At 71.2% G+C, this 18,465-nt stretch carries 12 protein-coding genes, 4 tRNA genes and 1 riboswitch; of the genes, 10 read left to right on the top strand and 6 right to left on the bottom strand.

Features of this window, described 5'->3' with window-relative positions:
- Positions 1–12 precede the first annotated feature (12 nt).
- Positions 13–4,173 carry an ATP-dependent RNA helicase HrpA gene (hrpA, locus tag ABR737_RS21635; protein WP_350251767.1) on the bottom strand — a complete coding sequence of 1,387 codons (4,161 nt, stop codon included), beginning with the start codon at positions 4,171–4,173 and terminating at the stop codon, positions 13–15.
- Between the two features lie 135 nt (positions 4,174–4,308).
- Between hrpA and ABR737_RS21630 the strand changes: the two genes are divergently transcribed.
- Positions 4,309–5,400 (top strand): ABC-2 transporter permease, encoded by a 1,092-nt coding sequence (locus tag ABR737_RS21630; RefSeq protein ID WP_350251766.1) that lies wholly within the window; start codon positions 4,309–4,311, stop codon positions 5,398–5,400.
- Positions 5,401–5,534: 134 nt separating this feature from the next.
- On the opposite strand, the gene ABR737_RS21625 is transcribed toward ABR737_RS21630, so the two are convergent.
- The 4 genes from ABR737_RS21625 to ABR737_RS21610 form a co-directional block, all read right to left on the bottom strand.
- Positions 5,535–5,608: transfer RNA gene (locus ABR737_RS21625), tRNA-Phe, on the bottom strand.
- Positions 5,609–5,612: 4 nt separating this feature from the next.
- Positions 5,613–5,687: transfer RNA gene (locus tag ABR737_RS21620), tRNA-Asp, on the bottom strand.
- A gap of 48 nt (positions 5,688–5,735) precedes the next feature.
- Positions 5,736–5,808 (bottom strand) — tRNA-Glu (locus ABR737_RS21615).
- An 82-nt stretch (positions 5,809–5,890) separates the two neighbouring features.
- On the bottom strand, positions 5,891–7,639 hold the full coding sequence (locus ABR737_RS21610; RefSeq protein ID WP_350251765.1) for a metallophosphoesterase family protein: 1,749 nt from the start codon (positions 7,637–7,639) through the stop codon (positions 5,891–5,893).
- Positions 7,640–7,760: 121 nt separating this feature from the next.
- Between ABR737_RS21610 and ABR737_RS21605 the strand changes: the two genes are divergently transcribed.
- The 8 genes from ABR737_RS21605 (at position 7,761) to ABR737_RS21570 (ending at position 15,492) form a co-directional block, all read left to right on the top strand.
- Positions 7,761–8,111: a metallopeptidase family protein gene (locus ABR737_RS21605; protein WP_350251764.1), complete on the top strand. Its 351-nt coding sequence runs from the start codon at positions 7,761–7,763 to the stop codon at positions 8,109–8,111.
- A 260-nt stretch (positions 8,112–8,371) separates the two neighbouring features.
- Positions 8,372–8,914: a hypothetical protein gene (locus ABR737_RS21600; protein ID WP_350251763.1), complete on the top strand. Its 543-nt coding sequence runs from the start codon at positions 8,372–8,374 to the stop codon at positions 8,912–8,914.
- Positions 8,915–9,273: 359 nt separating this feature from the next.
- Positions 9,274–11,460 carry a DEAD/DEAH box helicase gene (locus ABR737_RS21595; RefSeq protein ID WP_350251762.1) on the top strand — a complete coding sequence of 729 codons (2,187 nt, stop codon included), beginning with the start codon at positions 9,274–9,276 and terminating at the stop codon, positions 11,458–11,460.
- A gap of 178 nt (positions 11,461–11,638) precedes the next feature.
- Positions 11,639–11,711 (top strand) — tRNA-Lys (locus ABR737_RS21590).
- 341 nt (positions 11,712–12,052) lie between these two features.
- The gene (locus ABR737_RS21585) at positions 12,053–12,367 is read left to right on the top strand and encodes a WXG100 family type VII secretion target (protein WP_350251761.1); all 315 of its coding nucleotides are present in this window, start codon (positions 12,053–12,055) and stop codon (positions 12,365–12,367) included.
- A 1-nt stretch (position 12,368) separates the two neighbouring features.
- Positions 12,369–13,469 carry a WXG100 family type VII secretion target gene (locus tag ABR737_RS21580; RefSeq protein WP_350251760.1) on the top strand — a complete coding sequence of 367 codons (1,101 nt, stop codon included), beginning with the start codon at positions 12,369–12,371 and terminating at the stop codon, positions 13,467–13,469.
- Between the two features lie 2 nt (positions 13,470–13,471).
- Positions 13,472–14,086, top strand: a complete 615-nt coding sequence (locus ABR737_RS21575) for a hypothetical protein (RefSeq protein ID WP_350251759.1) — start codon at positions 13,472–13,474, stop codon at positions 14,084–14,086.
- Between the two features lie 260 nt (positions 14,087–14,346).
- A complete protein-coding gene (locus tag ABR737_RS21570) occupies positions 14,347–15,492 on the top strand; it encodes a PP2C family protein-serine/threonine phosphatase (RefSeq protein ID WP_350251758.1) in 1,146 nt (381 codons plus the stop codon).
- A 106-nt stretch (positions 15,493–15,598) separates the two neighbouring features.
- Here ABR737_RS21570 and ABR737_RS21565 read toward each other — a convergent pair whose 3' ends face one another.
- Entirely contained in the window at positions 15,599–16,789 is a 1,191-nt protein-coding gene (locus ABR737_RS21565) for a DUF2332 family protein (protein ID WP_350251757.1), read from the bottom strand.
- 292 nt (positions 16,790–17,081) lie between these two features.
- A riboswitch (cyclic di-AMP (ydaO/yuaA leader) is annotated at positions 17,082–17,228 on the top strand.
- An 11-nt stretch (positions 17,229–17,239) separates the two neighbouring features.
- Here ABR737_RS21565 and ABR737_RS21560 point away from each other — a divergent pair.
- Positions 17,240–18,406, top strand: a complete 1,167-nt coding sequence (locus ABR737_RS21560) for a M23 family metallopeptidase (protein WP_350251756.1) — start codon at positions 17,240–17,242, stop codon at positions 18,404–18,406.
- Positions 18,407–18,465 lie beyond the last annotated feature (59 nt).

The following is an 18,465-nucleotide window of genomic DNA, read 5'->3' as shown; positions in this document are numbered from 1 at the left end:
CGAGGGCCCCGCCTACGGCGCGGCGGCGTCCACCGCCTTCACGATCCGCTTGTCGGAGACCGGGTACGCGGTGCCCAGAGCATGGGCGAAGTAGCTCACCCGAAGCTCCTCGATCATCCAGCGGATCTCCCGTGCCGCGGCGGGCACCGGGCGGCCCTGCGGGAACTGCTCCAGCAGCCAGGCGTATTCGTCCTGCATCTCCTTCACCTTCGCCATCCGGGTGCGGTCCCGCTCGGCGTGGGTGGGCAGCTGCTGCAGCCGGCGGTCGGCGGCCACCAGATAGCGCATCAGGTCCGGCAGCCGCTTGGCGCCGTGCGCCGTGACGAAGCCAGGCTTGATCAGCGCCGCCAGCTGCTCCTTGACGTCCGTGAGGGACGGGAGCAGGGACGGGAACGACGTCTCCTTGAGCCGGCGCTCGCAGGCCTGCCAGGCGGCCAGCACCTCCTGGACCTGCTGGATGGTCTTGAGCGTGACGTCCACCAGGTCGGCGCGGACCGCGTCGAAGAGCTTGCGGAAGGACTCCTCGTCCCACGCCGGGCCGCCCCGGGCCGCGATCAGCCGGTCGGCCGCTGCGGTGACACAGTCGTCGAAGAGCGCCCCGATCGAGCCGTGCGGATTACGGGACAGCGCCAGCTTCTGCTGATTGCTCAGCTTGCCCTGGGCGAACTTGGCCGGGGAGGAGGGGATGTTGAGCAGGATGAGCCGGCGGGTGCCCGCCCACATCGCCGTCAGCTGTTCGGCCTCGGTGTCGAAGAGGCGGACCGCGACGCTGCTGCCCTCGTCGACCAGTGCCGGGTAGGCCTTGAGCGGCTGGCCCCCGCGCCGGGTCTCGAAGGTGCGCGGCAGGGTGCCGATCGTCCAGGACGTCAGTCCCGTCCGCTGCTCCGGGCCGGCCGGCGCCTGCCCGTCGCCCGCGCCGCCCTTGCGGTCCCCGGCGGGGCGCTCGGCGCCCTGCTCGAAGGCCTTGGAGAGGGCCGCCCTGGTCTTCGGCTTGAGCTTCAGCCGCAGCGCTTCCAGGTCCTTGTCCTCGGCGAGCTTGCGGCGGTGCTCGTCGATCACCCGGAAGGTGATCTTGAGGTGATCGGGGATCTTGTCCGGGTCGAAGTCCGCGGCGTCGACGGGCACGCCCACCATCCGCTGCAGACCCGCGGCCAGCGAGGTCGTCAGGGCGCCCTGCAGGGGGACCGTGGAGTCCAGGAAGCGGGCCGCGAAGTTCGGCGCCGGGACGTAGTTACGGCGGATCGGCTTGGGAAGTGACCGGATCAGCTCGGTCACCAACTGCTCGCGCAGGCCGGGGATCTGCCAGTCGAAGCCCTCGGAGGAGACCTGGTTGAGGACCTGGAGGGGGATGTGGACGGTCACGCCGTCCGCGTCCGCGCCCGGCTCGAACTGGTAGGTGACCTTGAACTTCAGCTTTCCCTGCCGCCAGGAATCCGGGTAGTCGTCCTTGGTGACGGCCTCGGCGGACTCATTGATGAGCATCGAGTGCTCGAAGTTCAGCAGCTCCGGCTCTTCGCGGTGCTGCTTCTTCCACCAGGCGTCGAAATGCGCCCCGGAGACCACATCGGCCGGAATGCGCTGGTCGTAGAAGTCGAAGAGGGTTTCGTCGTCCACGAGGATGTCGCGGCGCCGGGCGCGGTGCTCCAACTCCTCGACCTCGCCGAGAAGTTTGCGGTTGTCATGGAAGAACTGGTGATGGGTGCGCCAGTCGCCCTCGACCAGGGCGTTGCGGATGAACAGATCCCGCGAGGTCTCCGGGTCGATCCGGCCGTAGGCGATCTTGCGCTGGGCGACGACCGGGACGCCGTAGAGCGTGACCCGCTCGTAGGCCATCACCGCGGCCATCTTCTGTTCCCAGTGCGGCTCGCTGTACGTCCGCTTCACCAGATGCTGGGCGAGCGGTTCGATCCACTCCGGCTCGATCTTCGCGTTCACCCGCGCCCACAGGCGCGACGTCTCGACCAGCTCGGCCGACATCACCCAGCGCGGTGGCTTCTTGAAGAGCGCGGAGCCGGGGAACACCGCGAACTTGGCGCTGCGGGCGCCCAGATATTCGTTCTTGGCGTCCGTGTCCTTGAGGCCGATGTGCGAGAGCAGACCGGAAAGCAGGGAGGTGTGGATATGGTCCGGCGCCGCGTCCTCCTCGCTGAGGTGGATGCCCATGGTCTTGGCGACCGAACGCAGCTGGGAGTAGATGTCCTGCCACTCGCGTATCCGCAGGTAATTCAGGAATTCGCTGCGGCACATCCGGCGGAAGGCGGAGGAGGACAGCTCCCTCTGCTGCTCGCGGATGTACCGCCACAGGTTGAGGAAGGCGAGGAAGTCGGAGGTCTCGTCCTTGAAGCGGGCGTGCTGCTGGTCGGCCTGCTGCTGTTTGTCGGCGGGCCGCTCGCGCGGGTCCTGGATGGACAGGGCCGCCGCGATGACCATGACCTCGCGGACACAGCCGTTGCGGTCCGCCTCCAGCACCATCCGCGCCAGCCGCGGGTCGACCGGCAGCTGGGAGAGCTTGCGGCCGAGCGGGGTCAGCCGCTGCCCCTTCTGTCCCGGCCGGGAGGGCTTCTGCTCGGTGTCGAGCGCCCCGAGCTCGCGCAGCAGATCGACGCCGTCCTTGATGTTGCGGCGGTCCGGCGGGTCGATGAACGGGAACTTCTCGATGTCGCCGAGGCCGGCCGCGGTCATCTGCAGGATGACGGAGGCGAGGTTCGTCCGCAGGATCTCCGCGTCCGTGAACTCGGGACGGGAGAGGAAGTCGTCCTCGGAGTAGAGCCGGATGCAGATGCCGTCGCTGGTACGGCCGCAGCGGCCCTTGCGCTGGTTGGCGCTGGCCTGCGAGACCGGCTCGATGGGCAGCCGCTGGACCTTGGTGCGGTAGCTGTAGCGGGAGATACGGGCCATGCCCGGATCGATGACGTACCGGATGCCCGGGACGGTCAGCGAGGTCTCGGCGACGTTCGTGGCCAGCACGATCCGCCGGCCCGTGTGCCGCTGGAAGACGCGGTGCTGCTCGGCGTGCGACAGCCGGGCGTAGAGCGGAAGGACCTCGGTGAACGGCAGGGCCTTCTTGTTGAGCGCGTCCGCGGTGTCGCGGATCTCCCGCTCGCCGGAGAGGAAGACCAGGATGTCGCCGGGGCCCTCGGCCTGCAGCTCGTCCACGGCGTCGCAGATCGCGGTGATCTGGTCGCGGTCGCCCTCCAGGTTGTTCGCTGCCTGGCCGCCTTCTCCCCCAGCTACCGCTGGGGGTGCCCCCACCAGCAGCGGGCGATAGCGCACCTCCACCGGATACGTCCGGCCGGAGACCTCCACGATGGGTGCGCTCGGCTTCGCCTCGCCGTCGCCGGAGGGGCCCGAAGGCTCCGAGGCGCCCTGGCCGTCCCCCGCATCCACGGCGGTGAAGGCACCGAAGTGCCGCGCGAACCGCTCCGGGTCGATGGTCGCGGACGTGATCACGACCTTCAGGTCCGGGCGGCGGGGCAGCAGCTGTGCCAGGTAGCCGAGGATGAAGTCGATGTTGAGGCTGCGCTCGTGTGCCTCGTCGATGATGATCGTGTCGTACTGGCGCAGCTCGCGGTCCGTCTGGATCTCGGCGAGCAGGATGCCGTCCGTCATCAGCTTGACGAGGGTGTCGCCGCCGACCTGGTCCGTGAAGCGGACCTTCCAGCCGACCGCCTCGCCCAGCGGGGTCTTCAGCTCCTCGGCCACCCGCTCGGCGACCGTACGGGCCGCGATCCGGCGGGGCTGGGTGTGCCCGATCAGGCCCCGGATGCCGCGGCCGAGCTCCAGACAGATCTTGGGGATCTGTGTCGTCTTTCCGGAACCGGTCTCACCGGCGACGATCACGACCTGGTGGTCGCGGATCGCGGCAAGGATCTCGTCCTTCTTCTGGCTGACCGGCAGCTCTTCCGGATAGGTGATCTGGGGCACCGCGGCCTGCCGCTGGGCGACCCGCAGCTCCGCCTCGTCGAGGCCGGCGGAGATCTCGGCGAGCACGGCGGCCCGGGCCTCGGGCTTACGGATCCGGCGCGCGCCGTCGAGCCGGCGCCCCAGCCGCTGCTGGTCGCGCAGCATCAGCTCGGGCAGCCGCTCCAGCAGAGCGGTCAGGGTGGGAGCGGGGGTGCCGGGCGGGGTGGAGACAGCGCCGTCGGGCAGGGCGGAGGCAGGCTGACTGGACATACGTCCCCCAGGATCTCACCTCACGTAATCGACTGGCGAACCATTTGCCCGTACGACCGGATCACGGGCCCCCGGGCCGCCGCATACGGGGCATCTGCCCGGGTATGCCCCGTGTCGCTGCCTTAGCGTGTCCCTATGGCTGATCATCGCGGCGATTCCGGCCCGCCCGGCGGATCCGCTCCGCACGGCGCGCACGGCAGGCCGCGGACCGGCGCGGAGAAGTGGGCGGCCTTCAAGGCGTCGCCCTACTTCCCCGCGGCCGTGCTGGTCTTCATCGTCGCCGCGGCGGCCGGCCTGTTCGCCGGCTCGTACACGTACGCCATGGCCAATCCGACCCCGCGGTCCGTCCCGACCGCCGTGGTCGGCTCGCCCGACACCCCACCGGTGAAGGCCTTCACCCAGGGGATGGAGAAGGCGCTGAACGCTTCGCTCGTGCTGACCGGGTACCGCACGTACGGCCGGGCCCGGCGGGCCGTCGACGAGCAGGAGGAGTTCGCGATCCTGCGCGCCCGCGGCCGGGGCGTGGAGCTGGACGTCTCCGGCGCCTCGGGGGCCACGGTGGCGCAGCTGCTCACCCAGTCGGGCGCGAAGGTCGGCAAGGCGATCGGCGTGGACGTCCGGATCCGGGACATCAAGCCGCTGCAGAAGGGCGACCCGCGCGGTCTGGCGCTGTTCTACATCTCGCTGGCCGCGGTGATCATCGGCTTCGTCGGCGCGATCCAGCTCAGCGTGCACGCCCGCGGTCTGGAGCCGGCCGAGCGGATCGCCTGCACCGCGGTCTATGCACTGCTGGGGGGCTTCTGCATCGCGGCGGTGGTCGACTGGTGGCTGGGTGCGCTGCGGCTGCCGTTCGTGGAGTCCTGGCTGATCCTGGCGCTGACGATGTTCACGTCCGGCATGGTCTTCACGATGTTCAACGCCCTCATGGGGCGCTGGGCGATGATCCCCACGTGGGGACTGATGGTGCTGCTGGGCAACCCCTCCTCGGGCGGGGCGGTCTCCTGGCCGCTGCTGCCGTCCGCCCTCGGCCTCGTCGGCCGCTGGCTGCCGCCGGGCGGCTCGGTCAACGCCCAGCACACCGCCGTCTACTTCGGCGGCCACCAGCACGCCTTCCCCTTCCTGGTGCTGGCCGGCTGGGCGGTGCTCTCGTGCACGGTGTTCTGGATCTGGCGGCACCGCCACCCGGGTGGCCGCGAGGAGGCGATGGCGCCCGCCGCGGACGCGTGAGGCAGTGGGGTGACGGGTGCCGGGCTGCGGGCGGGGAAAAAGAAAAGCCGTCACCGGCATCGACGGAATGGAGGGAATGGAGGGACACGAAGAAGGCCCCGATTCCTGGAATCGGGGCCTTCTCCCAAAGGGTGTGGCTGGGGCCGGGGTCGAACCGGCGACCTATCGCTTTTCAGGCGATCGCTCGTACCAACTGAGCTACCCAGCCGCAGCGGTCCTGACGGGATTTGAACCCGCGGCCTCCACCTTGACAGGGTGGCGAGCACTCCAAACTGCTCCACAGGACCTTGCATTGTGCGAAAGCGGCGTGAACCAGTCTCGCACACGGTGATGCGTGCCCCCAACGGGATTCGAACCCGTGCTACCGCCTTGAAAGGGCGGCGTCCTGGGCCACTAGACGATGAGGGCTGGTGGCCACCTTGGCGTCGTTACCGGCGCCGTCGGGGACGTGAGAAGCATATGGGATGGGAGGACCGTTCGCCAAAACGGTTTACCGGGGGCCGCCGGAAGGGCTCCTGGCCGGGCGCGGAAGCGGGCCGTACGCGGGTCCGGAAGAGGCCCCGGAAGAAGGTCCGGAAGAGGCTCCGGACGAGTGAGGGGCGCCGGACGGCGAGGGCGCGGCGCCGGGTTGGTTCTCGCGCGGGAGGTGGCGGCTGACCTCGGCCCGCGACAGGCCCAGCCCGCCGAGGGTGATCTCGTCCCACGCCTGCAGCCGTTTCGTCGTCCGGTCCAGGTAGAGCACCGACGCCTCGACCGGTGCGGGCTTCTTGTTCTGCACCGCGCGCAGCCCGCCGCCGCCCGTGGAGCCCTCGACCATCAGCCGGGTGCCCTGGGGGAGCGTGGTGATCTCGCGGTGGTGGAGGTGGCCGGCCAGCGCCAGCGGGGCCAGGCCGTCCGCCTCGGTCACGGCGGTGGGGTTGTGGGCCAGCGCGATGTCGACGGGGGTGCCGGCCAGCCGCTGGGTGCGCAGCGAGTCGGCGAGCCGGCCGCCGGCGGTGCGCTCGGCGGGCTCGCCGGCCGCCACCACGGAGCGGTCCGGGGTGAACTGCGGGTCGCCGACGCCCGCGAGACGTACGCCGGCGACACGGACGGCCCTGCCGTGGTCGAGGACGGTGACGTGGGGGCGGCCGGTCAGGTACTTCTGCGTGCCGCGCGAGTCGTGGTTGCCGCGCACCCAGACGTACGGGGCGCCGAGGGTGGAGACCGGGTCCAGGAAATGGTTCTCGGCGGCCGAGCCGTGGTCCATGGTGTCGCCGGTGTCGATGATCACGTTGATCCGGTACTGCTTCACCAGGGAGGCGATGATCCGCCAGCTGCCGGGGTTGAGGTGGATGTCCGAGACGTGCAGCACCCGGATGGTGGTGGGGTCGGGCTGGTAGACCGGCAGCGTCGAGGTGGCGTCGTAGAGCTTGGTCACATTGGTCACCAGGCGCGCCAACTCCTTTTGGTAGACGTTGAATTCGCTGACGATGTTGCGCGCGTTGCCGACCACGGAGGGGGCCGAGGAGAGCAGCCCGGAGAACTTCGGCTCCAGTACGGACCGGGGGTTCCAGGTGGCGTACGCGGTGCCGGCGGAGGCGGCGAGCAGGGCGAGCGCCAGCCCTCCGGCGGCCAGCGCGCGGCGCGGGCGGCGGTGGACGGCCAGGCTCAGCGCGGTCGCGCCGGACGCCACGGCGACGGCGGAGTGCAGCGCCAGCCCCAGGGCGCCGCGGGTGACGTCATGGGTGACCTCGTCCTGCAGGCCGGCGAACCGCTCGGGGTGGTCGACCAGCGCCCGGGAGCGGACCGGGTCCAGCCGGTCGACATCGACATCGAGCGATACGGGTGCGTAGTGGCTGCTCAGTTCCAGGTCGCCGAGGGGTGGGACATCGATCCGGGTGCCGCCGGTCAGCGAGGGCCGCAGCGCCATGCTGGTGTCCATCGGGCCGACGGGGGCGTGGACGCCGCCGATCAGGACCAGCCCCAGCCAGGCGCCGAGGACGGCCACGGATATCAGGCCGAGGGCGGAGCGCAGGGGGCGGCGCGGGGCGGCGCCGGGCAGGGTGGCGGAGGCCGGGTGGGCTAAGGAGCGCGACGGGCCGAGGACGGGCGCGGCCGGCGCCGTACGGCGGGAGCGGTAGGCGCGGCGGACGGCTGCGGGCAGTGCGGGTACGCCGTGGAGCCAGGTGAACAGCAGCCGGTGCGGCGGGTTGCGCGGGGAGTTCGGGTGCGGTGTCCGGGAGCGCGCGGCGCGGGCCATTGGTCCCGTATGCCCGGCCGGTGGCACCGCTATGCGGGGAGCGGTGGCTTCCGGTTGGGGTGCGGAGTGGCGGGCGGGACGCGACGATCGGTGGTGGGTCCGGGTGGCGGAGAATGGTGGTGTGCTGGAAATGACGCGCGAGGAGTTCGAGGAACTGGTCGCCGAGGCGCTGGACCGGATTCCGCCGGAGCTGACCCGGCTGATGGACAACGTGGCGGTCTTCGTCGAGGACGAGCCCCCGGCCGGCGATCCCGACCTGCTCGGGCTGTACGAGGGGACGCCGCTGACCGACCGCGGGGAGTGGTACGCGGGGGTGCTGCCGGACCGGATCACCGTCTACCGGGGGCCGACGCTGCGGATGTGCGACACACGTGAGGACGTGGTCGCGGAGACCGAGGTGACGGTCGTTCACGAGATCGCGCACCACTTCGGAATCGACGACGAGCGGCTGCACTCGCTCGGCTACGGCTAGTACGGCCGGGGACGTCCCCGGGCCCGGTCGGCGCGATCGGCCGGGCCGGGTGCGTGTCCTCGGGCGGGGAGCGGGAGTTGGGCAGGGAGTCCGTGCCGCTGTCCCTGCGCTCCGGATCCGGAGGTCCCGCCGTGCGCCCGAGCCCCTGCCATTCGTCCCTGACGCCGACACCGTCCCTGTCGCCGTCCGTCCCCCCTGCCCCTGCCCCCTCATCGCGTCCGCCGGCGCGCCGCAGGCACTCCCGTGCCGTCGCCGCCGCCGTGGCCGTCTCCGCGCTGGCCGCGTCGCTGGCGGGCTGTATGAGCGTGAGCGATCCGGAAAAACCGAGACCGTCCGGCAGTACCGCGCGGCACGACGGGGAGGGCGGGCTGCCCGGCCCCGGCGGGGTGACCGTGGACGGCCGTGGCGGCGGGCCGCGGCGGATGGGCCATCACGGCGCCGGGCGTCCGGCCGGCGACGACAAGGCGAAGAAGAAGCCGGGGAGTGCGAAACCGACGCCGTCCGGGCCCGGTGAGCCGTCCCAGCCCGTGCAGCCGTCGGGCCCCGAGCCGGGAGCGGGCGGTGTCCACGGCGGCTCCGACGGTCACGGCGGGCTCCCCGGGCACCCGAAGCCCACGCCGTCCCGCCCCGACCGCCCCACCCCGCCGGCCTCGCCCCCGCCCGTTACGCCCACCGCGCAGCCGACCCCGCCGCCCAGCAACCCTCCGCCGCCGAGCTCCCAGGCGTCCGGACCGTCTCCCGTCTCGCCGATGTCTCCGTCGCAGTCACAGTCGCAGTCGGATGCGTACGGGGAAGAGGCATAGGAGCGAAGAGGCGTAGGAGCGAAGAGGCGTAGGAGGGAACGGGGAGCTGAGGGGCGGAAGGTGTGTAGGGGGCGGAAGGCGCGTGTCGGCGTGGCGTGAGGGGTGCCGGCGGGGGTGCGCAGCCTGGCGCGGGCCGGGGGTGTCAGGGGGCGGACGGCAGGGGCCGGAAGGTCATTTGCCATCCGGGGGGCGGAGTGCGTATGGTGGTAGATCGTTTGATCCCATTTGCCCGGCGCCAGAACAGAAGCGCGCCGCGTGGCGCGTTCTCTCCCTTGCCGTGGCTGACCGCATAGAGGCGGTCGTGTGAAACACACGGAGTTTGGGCGCGTGCCGAGACTCCGGAAGGTTTCGCATTTCGCATGTCCATTTCCACTGAGCAGTCCGTCATGCCCGCACTCGACGAGCAGGCGGTTTCCGAGGTGACGGCGGCCGACGAGGCGCCCGAGACCGACGCGGCCGAAGCCGCCACCGACACCGTCACCTTCGCCGACCTCGGACTGCCCGAGGGCGTCGTCCGCAAGCTCGCGCAGAACGGCGTCACCACCCCCTTCCCGATCCAGGCCGCGACCATCCCGGACGCGCTGGCCGGCAAGGACATCCTCGGCCGCGGCCGCACCGGCTCCGGCAAGACGCTCTCCTTCGGTCTGCCGACCCTGGCCCAGCTCACCGGCGGCAGCACCGAGAAGAAGAAGCCCCGCGCGATCATCCTCACCCCGACCCGTGAGCTCGCGATGCAGGTCGCGGACGCGCTCCAGCCGTACGGCGACGTGCTCGGCCTGAAGATGAAGGTCGTCTGCGGCGGTACGTCCATGGGCAACCAGATCTACGCCCTGGAGCGCGGCGTCGACGTCCTCGTCGCCACCCCGGGCCGGCTGCGCGACATCATCAACCGTGGCGCCTGCTCCCTGGAGAACGTCCAGGTCGCGGTCCTCGACGAGGCCGACCAGATGTCCGACCTGGGCTTCCTGCCCGAGGTCACCGAGCTGCTCGACCAGATCCCCGGCGGCGGCCAGCGGATGCTCTTCTCCGCCACCATGGAGAACGAGATCGGCACCCTGGTCAAGCGCTACCTGACCAACCCGGTCACCCACGAGGTCGACAGCGCCCAGGGCAACGTCACGACCATGACCCACCACGTCCTCGTCGTGAAGCCGAAGGACAAGGCGCCGGTCACCGCCGCCATCGCCGCCCGCAAGGGCCGCACCATCATCTTCGTCCGCACCCAGCTGGGCGCCGACCGCATCGCCGAGCAGCTCGTCGAGTCCGGTGTGAAGGCCGACGCGCTGCACGGCGGTATGACGCAGGGCGCGCGTACCCGGGTGCTCGCGGACTTCAAGGACGGCTACGTCAACGCGCTGGTCGCCACCGACGTCGCCGCCCGCGGTATCCACGTCGACGGCATCGACCTGGTCCTGAACGTCGACCCCGCCGGTGACCACAAGGACTACCTGCACCGCTCGGGCCGTACCGCCCGCGCCGGCCAGTCCGGCACCGTCGTCTCGCTGTCGCTGCCGCACCAGCGCCGGCAGATCTTCCGCCTGATGGAGGACGCGGGCGTGGACGCCTCGCGCCACATCGTCGGCGGCTCCGGTGCCTTCGACGAGGACGTCGCCCGCATCACCGGCGCGCGCTCGCTCACCGAGGTCCAGGCCGACGGTGCGAACAACTCCGCCAAGCAGGCCGAGCGCGAGGTGGCCGAGGTCACCCGCGAGCTGGAGCGTCTGCAGCGCCGCGCCACCGAGCTGCGCGAGGAGGCCGACCGGCTGACCGCCCGCGCCGCCCGTGAGCGGGGCGAGGACCCGGCCGAGGCGCTTGCCGCCGCGGCCGTCACCGCCGAGGCCGAGGCCGCCGCCGAGGCCGCCGTACCGGCCCAGGCCGGAGCGTCGGACGAGCGCCGCGACGACCGGGGCAACTTCGACCGCCGCGACCGTCGTGACGACCGTTCGGGTGGCGGTTTCAACCGCGACCGTGACCGTCGCGATGACCGTTCGGGTGGTGGCTTCAACCGCGACCGCCGTGACGACCGTTCCGGTGGCCGTTCTTTCGACCGTGACCGTCGTGACGACCGCTCGGGTGGCGGTTTCAACCGCGACCGTGACCGTCGCGATGACCGTTCGGGTGGTGGCTTCAACCGCGACCGCCGCGATGACCGTTCCGGTGGCCGTTCTTTCGACCGTGACCGTCGTGACGACCGCTCGGGTGGCGGTTTCAACCGCGACCGCCGTGACGACCGTTCCGGCGGCCGGTCCTTCGACCGCCGTGACGACCGTTCCGGTGGTGGCTTCAACCGCGACCGCGGCGACCGTCCGAGCCGCCCGTTCAACCGTGACGACCGCTCCGGTGGCCGTCCGGCCTCCGGTGGCTACCGCTCCGGTGGCGGCGACCGTCCGTTCAACCGTGACGACCGTTCCGGTGGCCGTCCGGCCTCCGGTGGCCACCGCTCCGGCGGCGACCGTCCGTACGGCCGCCGTGACGACCACCGTGGCGCCACGACCGGCTCCGGCGGCCGCCGCGACGACAAGCCGCGCTGGAAGCGCAACGGCTGATCACATCCGCTGATCCGCAGGGCCCGTACGCACTCAAGTGCCGTACGGGCCCTGCGTGTTGAGGGGTGAGCGGGGCACCCCGTCCGGTGCGCCGACGGGCCCCGCGGCACCCCGCCGGGCAGCCCGATCCCTCATGCCTTCGGGCTGCGGCACATCCTCGGGCTATGCTGCTCGGTGCGGGCCATTAGCTCAATTGGCAGAGCAGTGGACTTTTAATCCATTGGTTCAGGGTTCGAGCCCCTGATGGCCCACAAAGACGAAGGCCCCGCCACCTGGAACGGAGTGTCCAGGCGGCGGGGCCGCTGTCTGTCCCGGGGCCTTGAAGCGGATCGCGCCGGCCCGCTGCCGGCCCGAGAAGCAGGCGGTCATGCGAGGCGATCACTTGGAGGGGCGGAGCTGACGGCCGTCCTGCCGGCCCTCGTCGCTGACCGGACTCGAACCAACTGATCTGCACCACGAACTCGTCCGCTGGATCCCTGGATCGCGTCAATGGGCCGTCAAATCGATGCCTGGTGCACGCCATCCGTGGCCGTGGGCTGCCTACGTTGGCCGGGCGCACTGGTCATGTACGGCTTCACCATGGGGGACTGCGATGGCACACGAGCATTTTTCGATACATCCCGAGCCGGTTACGGCCTTGGCCAAGGACTTCACGTCCTCTTCCGGTCACTTGGACGGCCGCATCAGCACCTTCGCCACCCGTGCGGAGAACGTGGACGACGCCTTCGGCGTGATGGCCGAGTCCACCGAGGTCCTTTCCCAGTACGTGGAGATGACCCGCGACACGGTGACGTCCCTGCGGCAGCTGAGTACCGGGCTGCGGCACTACGCCGCGGGTCTTGAGCACACCGTTGCCTCCTATCAGGGAGCCGATTCCGCGCAGGCGCAGCGGTTCGGGGGGAAGTGACATGGGCGACCGGCAGCATGAGCAGCAGCCGAAGATCGAGAAGAGCTTCAACCTGTTCAACCCTGGCGGGGATCCGTCCGTCCTGCGAGCCTGCGCCGAGGCGTGGCGGCACATGGCCCATGATCTGAAGAGCACGGTCGAGACCCAGGATCACGAGGTCACCCGGCTTGGCGACAACTGGACCGGCGCCGCGGCCGACGCCTTCCACGCCCACTGGAAACACACCAGGAGCCAGGTGGAGAAGGCGCTGCCGCAGTTCGAAACCGTGGCCCATCAGCTGGACACCACCGCTGATGCGATCCAGAAGGCCAACGACGAGGTCCACCGCGTGGTCGAGGAGGTCCTTGCGACGGTGGCGATCGGCATCGGCCTGTCGGTACTGACCGCGGGCTTCTCCGACGCCATCGCGGCGGGCGCGGCCGAAGCGGAGATCGCCGAGGCGACGGCGGAGGTCACCCGGCTCGGACAGCTCCTGATCAGGGTTGCCAAGACGATGGAGACGGTGAAGGAGGCGATGGCGGACAGCAAGCTGCTCAAGTTCGCCATCGAGTTCGGCAAGAACACCGGCGCCAACTTCATCGGCAACGTCGGCGGGAAGCTCGTCACCGGCCAGGAGGTCACCTGGAGGACCACCGGTCAGGACCTCCAGGATGCCGCCGTGGCCGGGCTGGTGGGCACGGGCATCACGGAAGGTGCGGGCAGCCTCGGAGGGAAGGTACTCAACTGGTCACGCAATTCCGGCAAGCGCGCTGCCGAAGAGGTGTGGGCCCCGGGAGCGGCCATCGGCACGGCGCTCGACAGCGGGAATCTGACCGGCAAGATCGCCATGGGAGGGGCGAGCAGCGCGGGCGGACAGGCCGCCGCAGACGGGGTGGACATGTGGGAAGGGCAGGACAAGGACTTCTGGCGGGACGTGGGCTTCAGCGGTGCGGCCGGCGCCGCTGCCGGTGGTGCGAACCACGTGGGGGACGAGATCCACAACGGCGGCGGCAGGCACCGTGCTACCGACCGGGAAGGGTTTCCCGGCTGGCAGCAAGTTCCCGTTGACGGCGTCATCTACGGCGCCGGTAACGCCGTCAACACGGAAACAACGGATGACTGACCGTGTTCGAAGTCCGCAAGAGCATCAAGCGTTTCCGGGACGACCCGGCGTGGACCTACCGCAAGAGAGCACGGGACTACCTGGCCACGTTCCACGGTGACGGTTACCCGTTCAGCCTCGGCCCGCAAGGCGTGTCCGCTCGCAACCTGCTGCAGGGCAGCTTCCACGGCCGGGAGGTGAGCCTGTTCCATCTCCTGGCATCACATCGCACAGGCGGCAGCAACCGGGCGATCGTCACCGTGACGTACTCCGTGGCCGTGCTCTCCTTGCCCCGCGCTCTCCCGGCCACCGCCTTCACCAGCAACCGACTGGTGCCGACCGGGCGGCAGAAGCGGCCCGCACTCCCGCGCACACCAGGCTGGCACAGGGACCTCAAAGAGATCGGCGCCCACCTCGTCGAGTGCTGCTCGGAGGATTCCGGCTTCGCAGCTCTTATCCACACGTCTGCCCTGGAGCGGGTCATGCACGACGCCCGGTTCGGTTGGCGCATCGAGGGGAGCCGCATGATCGGGTGGACGTACGGACGCAAAACCTACGAGGACCTTCTGTCCCTCGCCGAAACCGTCGCGGCCGTCATCGGCGAGTTCCCCGAACAGGTGTGGCGTTGGCCGGAGTGAGAAGGCCGGAGGTTCGCTGAGGGGCCACAGCCCCTGAGGTCAGGCCCCGAGCTCTCGACACGGTCTCTTCGGATCCGGTGACCGCGCCCGTCATGTTCAACCGCAGGGGTGGGCTGCGGGGCCGACCTGGGCCCCGCCGTGACCCGTCCGGCCCCGGACGATTCGCCGACCGGCGCCGTAGCGGAAACGCTGGGGACGTCGACGCGGCCGCCACCACGGTGCTCGTACGGACGGGCGGGAGTGGGAAGAGGCCGGTGCGGATGCTCCAGGACGAAGCGCGCCCCAGGGACGACGGAGGGCGACAGGTGCGCCGCGGCCGGCGGCCGGAGCTGTCCGGCCGTCGCCTGGTGCGTCTGCTTCCCGCCCTCCTGATCGCCGGGGGCCTCGCCGTCGGTGTCGTCACGCCGGCCGGCTACACGGCCGCCCCCTTCTTCTGCGCCGCCCCGCTGATCGCCGGGTCGCTCTCGTCCCTGCGCGGTACCGCCCTCACGGCCCTGGCCGCGGTGCTCGGCGAGATCTGGGCCGTCACCTATCGCGGCGCCATCGAGGACTACCAGGAGTCCGTGGCGGAGAGCGCCATGGTCTTCGTGGTCGCCCTGCTGGCCCTCGGCCTCAACCGGTTCGTCCGAAGGAGCGATGCCCACCTGGCCTCCGTACGGGACATCTCGGAGGCCGCCCAGCGCGCCGTACTGCCCACGCCACCCGAACGGCTCGCCGGCCTCGGCGTCGCCGCCCGCTACGTGGGTGCGCTGGCGGATGCCCGGATCGGCGGCGACCTCTATGCGGTGCAGGACACCCCGCACGGCGTACGGCTGATCGTCGGCGACGTACGGGGCAAGGGGCTGGAGGCGGTGGAGGCCGCGGTGATCGTCATCGGTGCCTTCCGCGAGGCGGCGGAGCAGGAGACGACGCTGGAGGCGGTGGCGGGCCGGCTGGAGCGGGCGCTGCAACGCGAGGGCGGACGGCGCGCGGGGCTCGACCAGTTCGAGGGGTTCACCACTGCCGTCCTCGCCGAGATCCCCGCCAACGGGCAGTCCGTGCTGCGCGTGCTCAACCGCGGCCATCCGTCCCCGCTGCTGCTCACCGTGGACGGCGGGCTGCGTGAGCTGGTGCCCGCGGTGCCGGCGCTGCCGCTCGGCATGAGCGAGGTGGCGAGCTGGCCGGACCGGTCGGACGAAACGTTCTTCCCCGCCGGCGCCCTGCTGCTCTTCTTCACCGACGGGGTGACCGAGGCCAGGGACCTGCTGGGCCGCTTCTACCAGCCGGCGAGCAGGCTGCGCGGCCGTCGTTTCCCGGGCCCGGACGCCCTCCTGGACACGCTCGTCGAGGATGTCGCACGGCATACGGGCGGCGCACCGGCCGACGATATGGCCCTGTTGGCGGTGCAGCGGCCGATGAGGACATGAGGCGGCGTAGCCCCGGCACGGCTCGCCATGCCCTGCGGCAGGCCGTGGAGCAGCTGCTACCGGCCGGCTAGTACGGCCGTTGCTACGGCCGCTGCTACGGCAGGCCCTACGCCACGCCCTCCGTCCCCGGGAGCCGGTGCAGGCTCTCACCGTGCGGGCCGGTGAGCGCGACCGGGCGCTCGTCCAGGGCGAGGGTCAGCAGCCGCGCGTCGTCCGGGTGCGGCGAACGGCGCGCCGGCGCGGGGATCCAGGGCAGGACGGAGGGGTGCTCGTGGGAGACCCAGTGCCCGCCGCCGGGCCGTCCGCGCAGCAGCGACCGTACGAGATACGCGAACTCCTCGCGGCGAGCGGGCGCGAGGCCGGCCAGCGCGGCGCTGTGGAAGATGACCAGCGTGGCCTCGGGCGGCGCCTCGGCGGCGAGCGCGGGCAGCTCGTGGAGCAGATCGCCGCGCACCATCCGTGGCCGCGGCGCCGGCCGCACCGCCTCGACGGCCGCGGACAGCCGTGCGGCGCGCTCCCCGTCGCCCGGCCATACGAGCGCCTGCAGCCAGCGCAGATCGTCCGGTTCGGCGGCCGGGTCGAGCGGGTCGAGACCGATACCGGCCCGCCAGACGATCCGAGGCATCCGGTCCCGGCCGGGCAGCTCGTCGGCCGTCCACCCCGTGCGGCACTCCAGCACCAGCGGACTCTCCGGCGCGCCCGCCTCTGCCACTGCCTCTGCCTCTGGCGCTGCCTCTGGCGCTGCCTCCGGCGCTGCCTCGGGGAGACGGGTGCCGCGTCCCCCGTCGTCCTCGTACCGGCACAGGTAGCGGTAGCGATAGCGGTCGGGATGCAGACACAGCCCCGCCGACGTGCCGACCTCCAGCAGCGCCAGCGGCTGCGGCAGGCGGGCGAGCAGCGGCAGCAGCGTCGCGCAGTGGGCCGGTTCATCGGTCCGGGACGAGCGCTGCATGATCACCGCACGCACCTCGTTCCAGTGCCGTACCGTCCACTCGCGCCAGCGGCCGTACGCCGTTTCGCCGCGCGGCCCCAGTTCGGCGTGCGGGCCGTCGAGATAGCGGACGGCGGCGAGCACGAGCTCCGGCTGCTGTGCGCCGCCGGCCGGCAGCGACCCCGACAGCAGATCGCAGAGCTCCGGATCCTGGCTGATCCGCGCGCTCAGCTCCTCGTGCGCCGCGGACCGCCCCCGCGCCTGACGCCAGGAGAACTCCCGGTACCGCTCCGCCAGCCCCCAGGTGCCGGCAACGGCGCGCGCGACGTGACGGGTGTTTCCGGTGTTCCCGACGTTGACGGCCATGATCCGACGTTACTGCTCTCACGTTCCGTAACCGAGGGGCACCCCTCCGCATAACAACTGGTGCACAATCGCCGCGAGATCGTTTAGGGGTGGGCGGTCAACTCGCCCGGTTTGTGGCCGTGCTGGCCGAAAAAGTCCCCACCAGAGCTCCCGCGAAGCCGCTACGAAATCCCGGGAAGGCTTGGAATTCGCCTGCGTTCTCTATTACTGTCCGATAACGCAGCGCGGTCGTCCCAGCCGTCGCAAGAGGCGGCACCGTGCGCAGACGCCGAATCCCGCACGCGCTTTTCACGCACCTCCAGCACCTCGAACTGCACCAAGGGAACCGGGGAACCACTTCCTTGGGGTGAATCGGACGCTCTCCGCCAGCGGGCGCCCGTAGGAGACCTTCCTGCTCCGAACCCGTCAGCTAACCCGGTAGGCGAGAAGGAAGGAAAGGAGAGCGCCCCCGTGGCGTCCAACAAGCCTGCCCCCGAGGGTCCGTCCGCCTACGACCTCGATGACCGAGGCGCCTTCCCGGGCCCCGGTGATGCGGACAACATCAACGACGGACCGTGGGAGGAATGGAATCCCACCGAGGATTCCGTCCGCTCGGTCCGCGGCAAGCACCGGGTGGCCAAGCAGCGTGGCGGCGGGCTCGCCCGCGGTGGCACGGTCCTGGGCGTCGGCGTCATCGCGGCGGTCGGTGCCGGCGGAATGGCCACGGCCGAGGGCCGCCCTCCGGTTCCGATCTCGATGCCCGACGTCGGCGGAATGGCCGACGACCTCGCCGACAAGCTGCCGGACGCCAAGTCGCTCCCCGGCGTCGGTGACCTCATATCGGACGCGGGCACGGACTCGGACGCGGATGCGGCCTCGGGCCCGGACTCCGCCGCGGCCGGCAACGCGGCCCCGGGAGCCGGAACGGACGAGGCGGCCACTCCGGCCGCCACCGGGCCCTTCACCCAGGTCACCCGGACGGGCTCGGGCGCGGACGTCGGCGAGGCGCTGCGCAGCCGCATCCTCCAGCAGGCCGACGCGCAGCAGGGCGCCGCCGAGCAGGAGGCCCGTGAGGCCGCCGAGCACGCCGCTTTCCAGACAGCCGAGAAGGCAGCCGACGCCCACCAGAAGTCGGCCGAAAAGGCCGCAGCAGCCAAGAAGGCGGCCGAGTTGGAGGCCAAGCGCGAGGCCGAAGAAGCGGCCCGTCAGAAGGCGGAGGCCGCCCGCCTCGCCAAGCTCGCGAAGAACTTCATCGCTCCCGTCTCCTCGTTCACGCTCACCGCGAGCTTCGGCCAGGCCGGCGACCGCTGGGCCGCGGACCACACCGGGCAGGACTTCGCCGCGCCGACCGGCACTCCCGTCAAGGCCGTGCACTCCGGCACCATCACCCAGGCCGGCTGGGCCGGCTCGTACGGCTACCGCATCGTCCTCACCCTCGACGACGGCACCGAACTCTGGTTCTGCCATCTGTCCTCGATGGTGAAGACCTCCGGCAAGGTCAGCACCGGCGATGTCATCGGCCGCGTCGGCGCCACCGGCAATGTCACCGGCCCGCACCTCCACCTGGAGGTGCGCCCCGACGCCGGCGATCCGATAGACCCCATGCCGTGGCTGCGCGATCACGGCATCGACGTGTGACGCATGGTCTTCGGCGTGTGACGCGGGGCATCGGCGTGTGACGCGCCACCGGCGTGCGC

Origin of the sequence: Streptomyces sp. Edi2 (genome assembly GCF_040253635.1) — a bacterium.
Lineage (GTDB): Bacteria > Actinomycetota > Actinomycetes > Streptomycetales > Streptomycetaceae > Streptomyces.
Note: the sequence above shows the minus strand (reverse complement) of the source record. Positions and strands in the feature narration are given on the sequence as shown.

Bases quoted from the DNA above. Each gene is read 5' to 3' on its own strand.
- ABR737_RS21580 (WP_350251760.1), top strand. From the start codon at position 12,369: ATGGGCGACCGGCAGCATGAGCAGCAGCCGAAGATCGAGAAGAGCTTC.
- ABR737_RS21565 (WP_350251757.1), bottom strand. From the start codon at position 16,789: ATGGCCGTCAACGTCGGGAACACCGGAAACACCCGTCACGTCGCGCGC.
- ABR737_RS21610 (WP_350251765.1), bottom strand. From the start codon at position 7,639: ATGGCCCGCGCCGCGCGCTCCCGGACACCGCACCCGAACTCCCCGCGC.
- hrpA (WP_350251767.1), bottom strand. From the start codon at position 4,173: ATGTCCAGTCAGCCTGCCTCCGCCCTGCCCGACGGCGCTGTCTCCACC.
- ABR737_RS21570 (WP_350251758.1), top strand. From the start codon at position 14,347: ATGCTCCAGGACGAAGCGCGCCCCAGGGACGACGGAGGGCGACAGGTG.
- ABR737_RS21595 (WP_350251762.1), top strand. From the start codon at position 9,274: ATGTCCATTTCCACTGAGCAGTCCGTCATGCCCGCACTCGACGAGCAG.
- ABR737_RS21630 (WP_350251766.1), top strand. From the start codon at position 4,309: ATGGCTGATCATCGCGGCGATTCCGGCCCGCCCGGCGGATCCGCTCCG.
- ABR737_RS21585 (WP_350251761.1), top strand. From the start codon at position 12,053: ATGGCACACGAGCATTTTTCGATACATCCCGAGCCGGTTACGGCCTTG.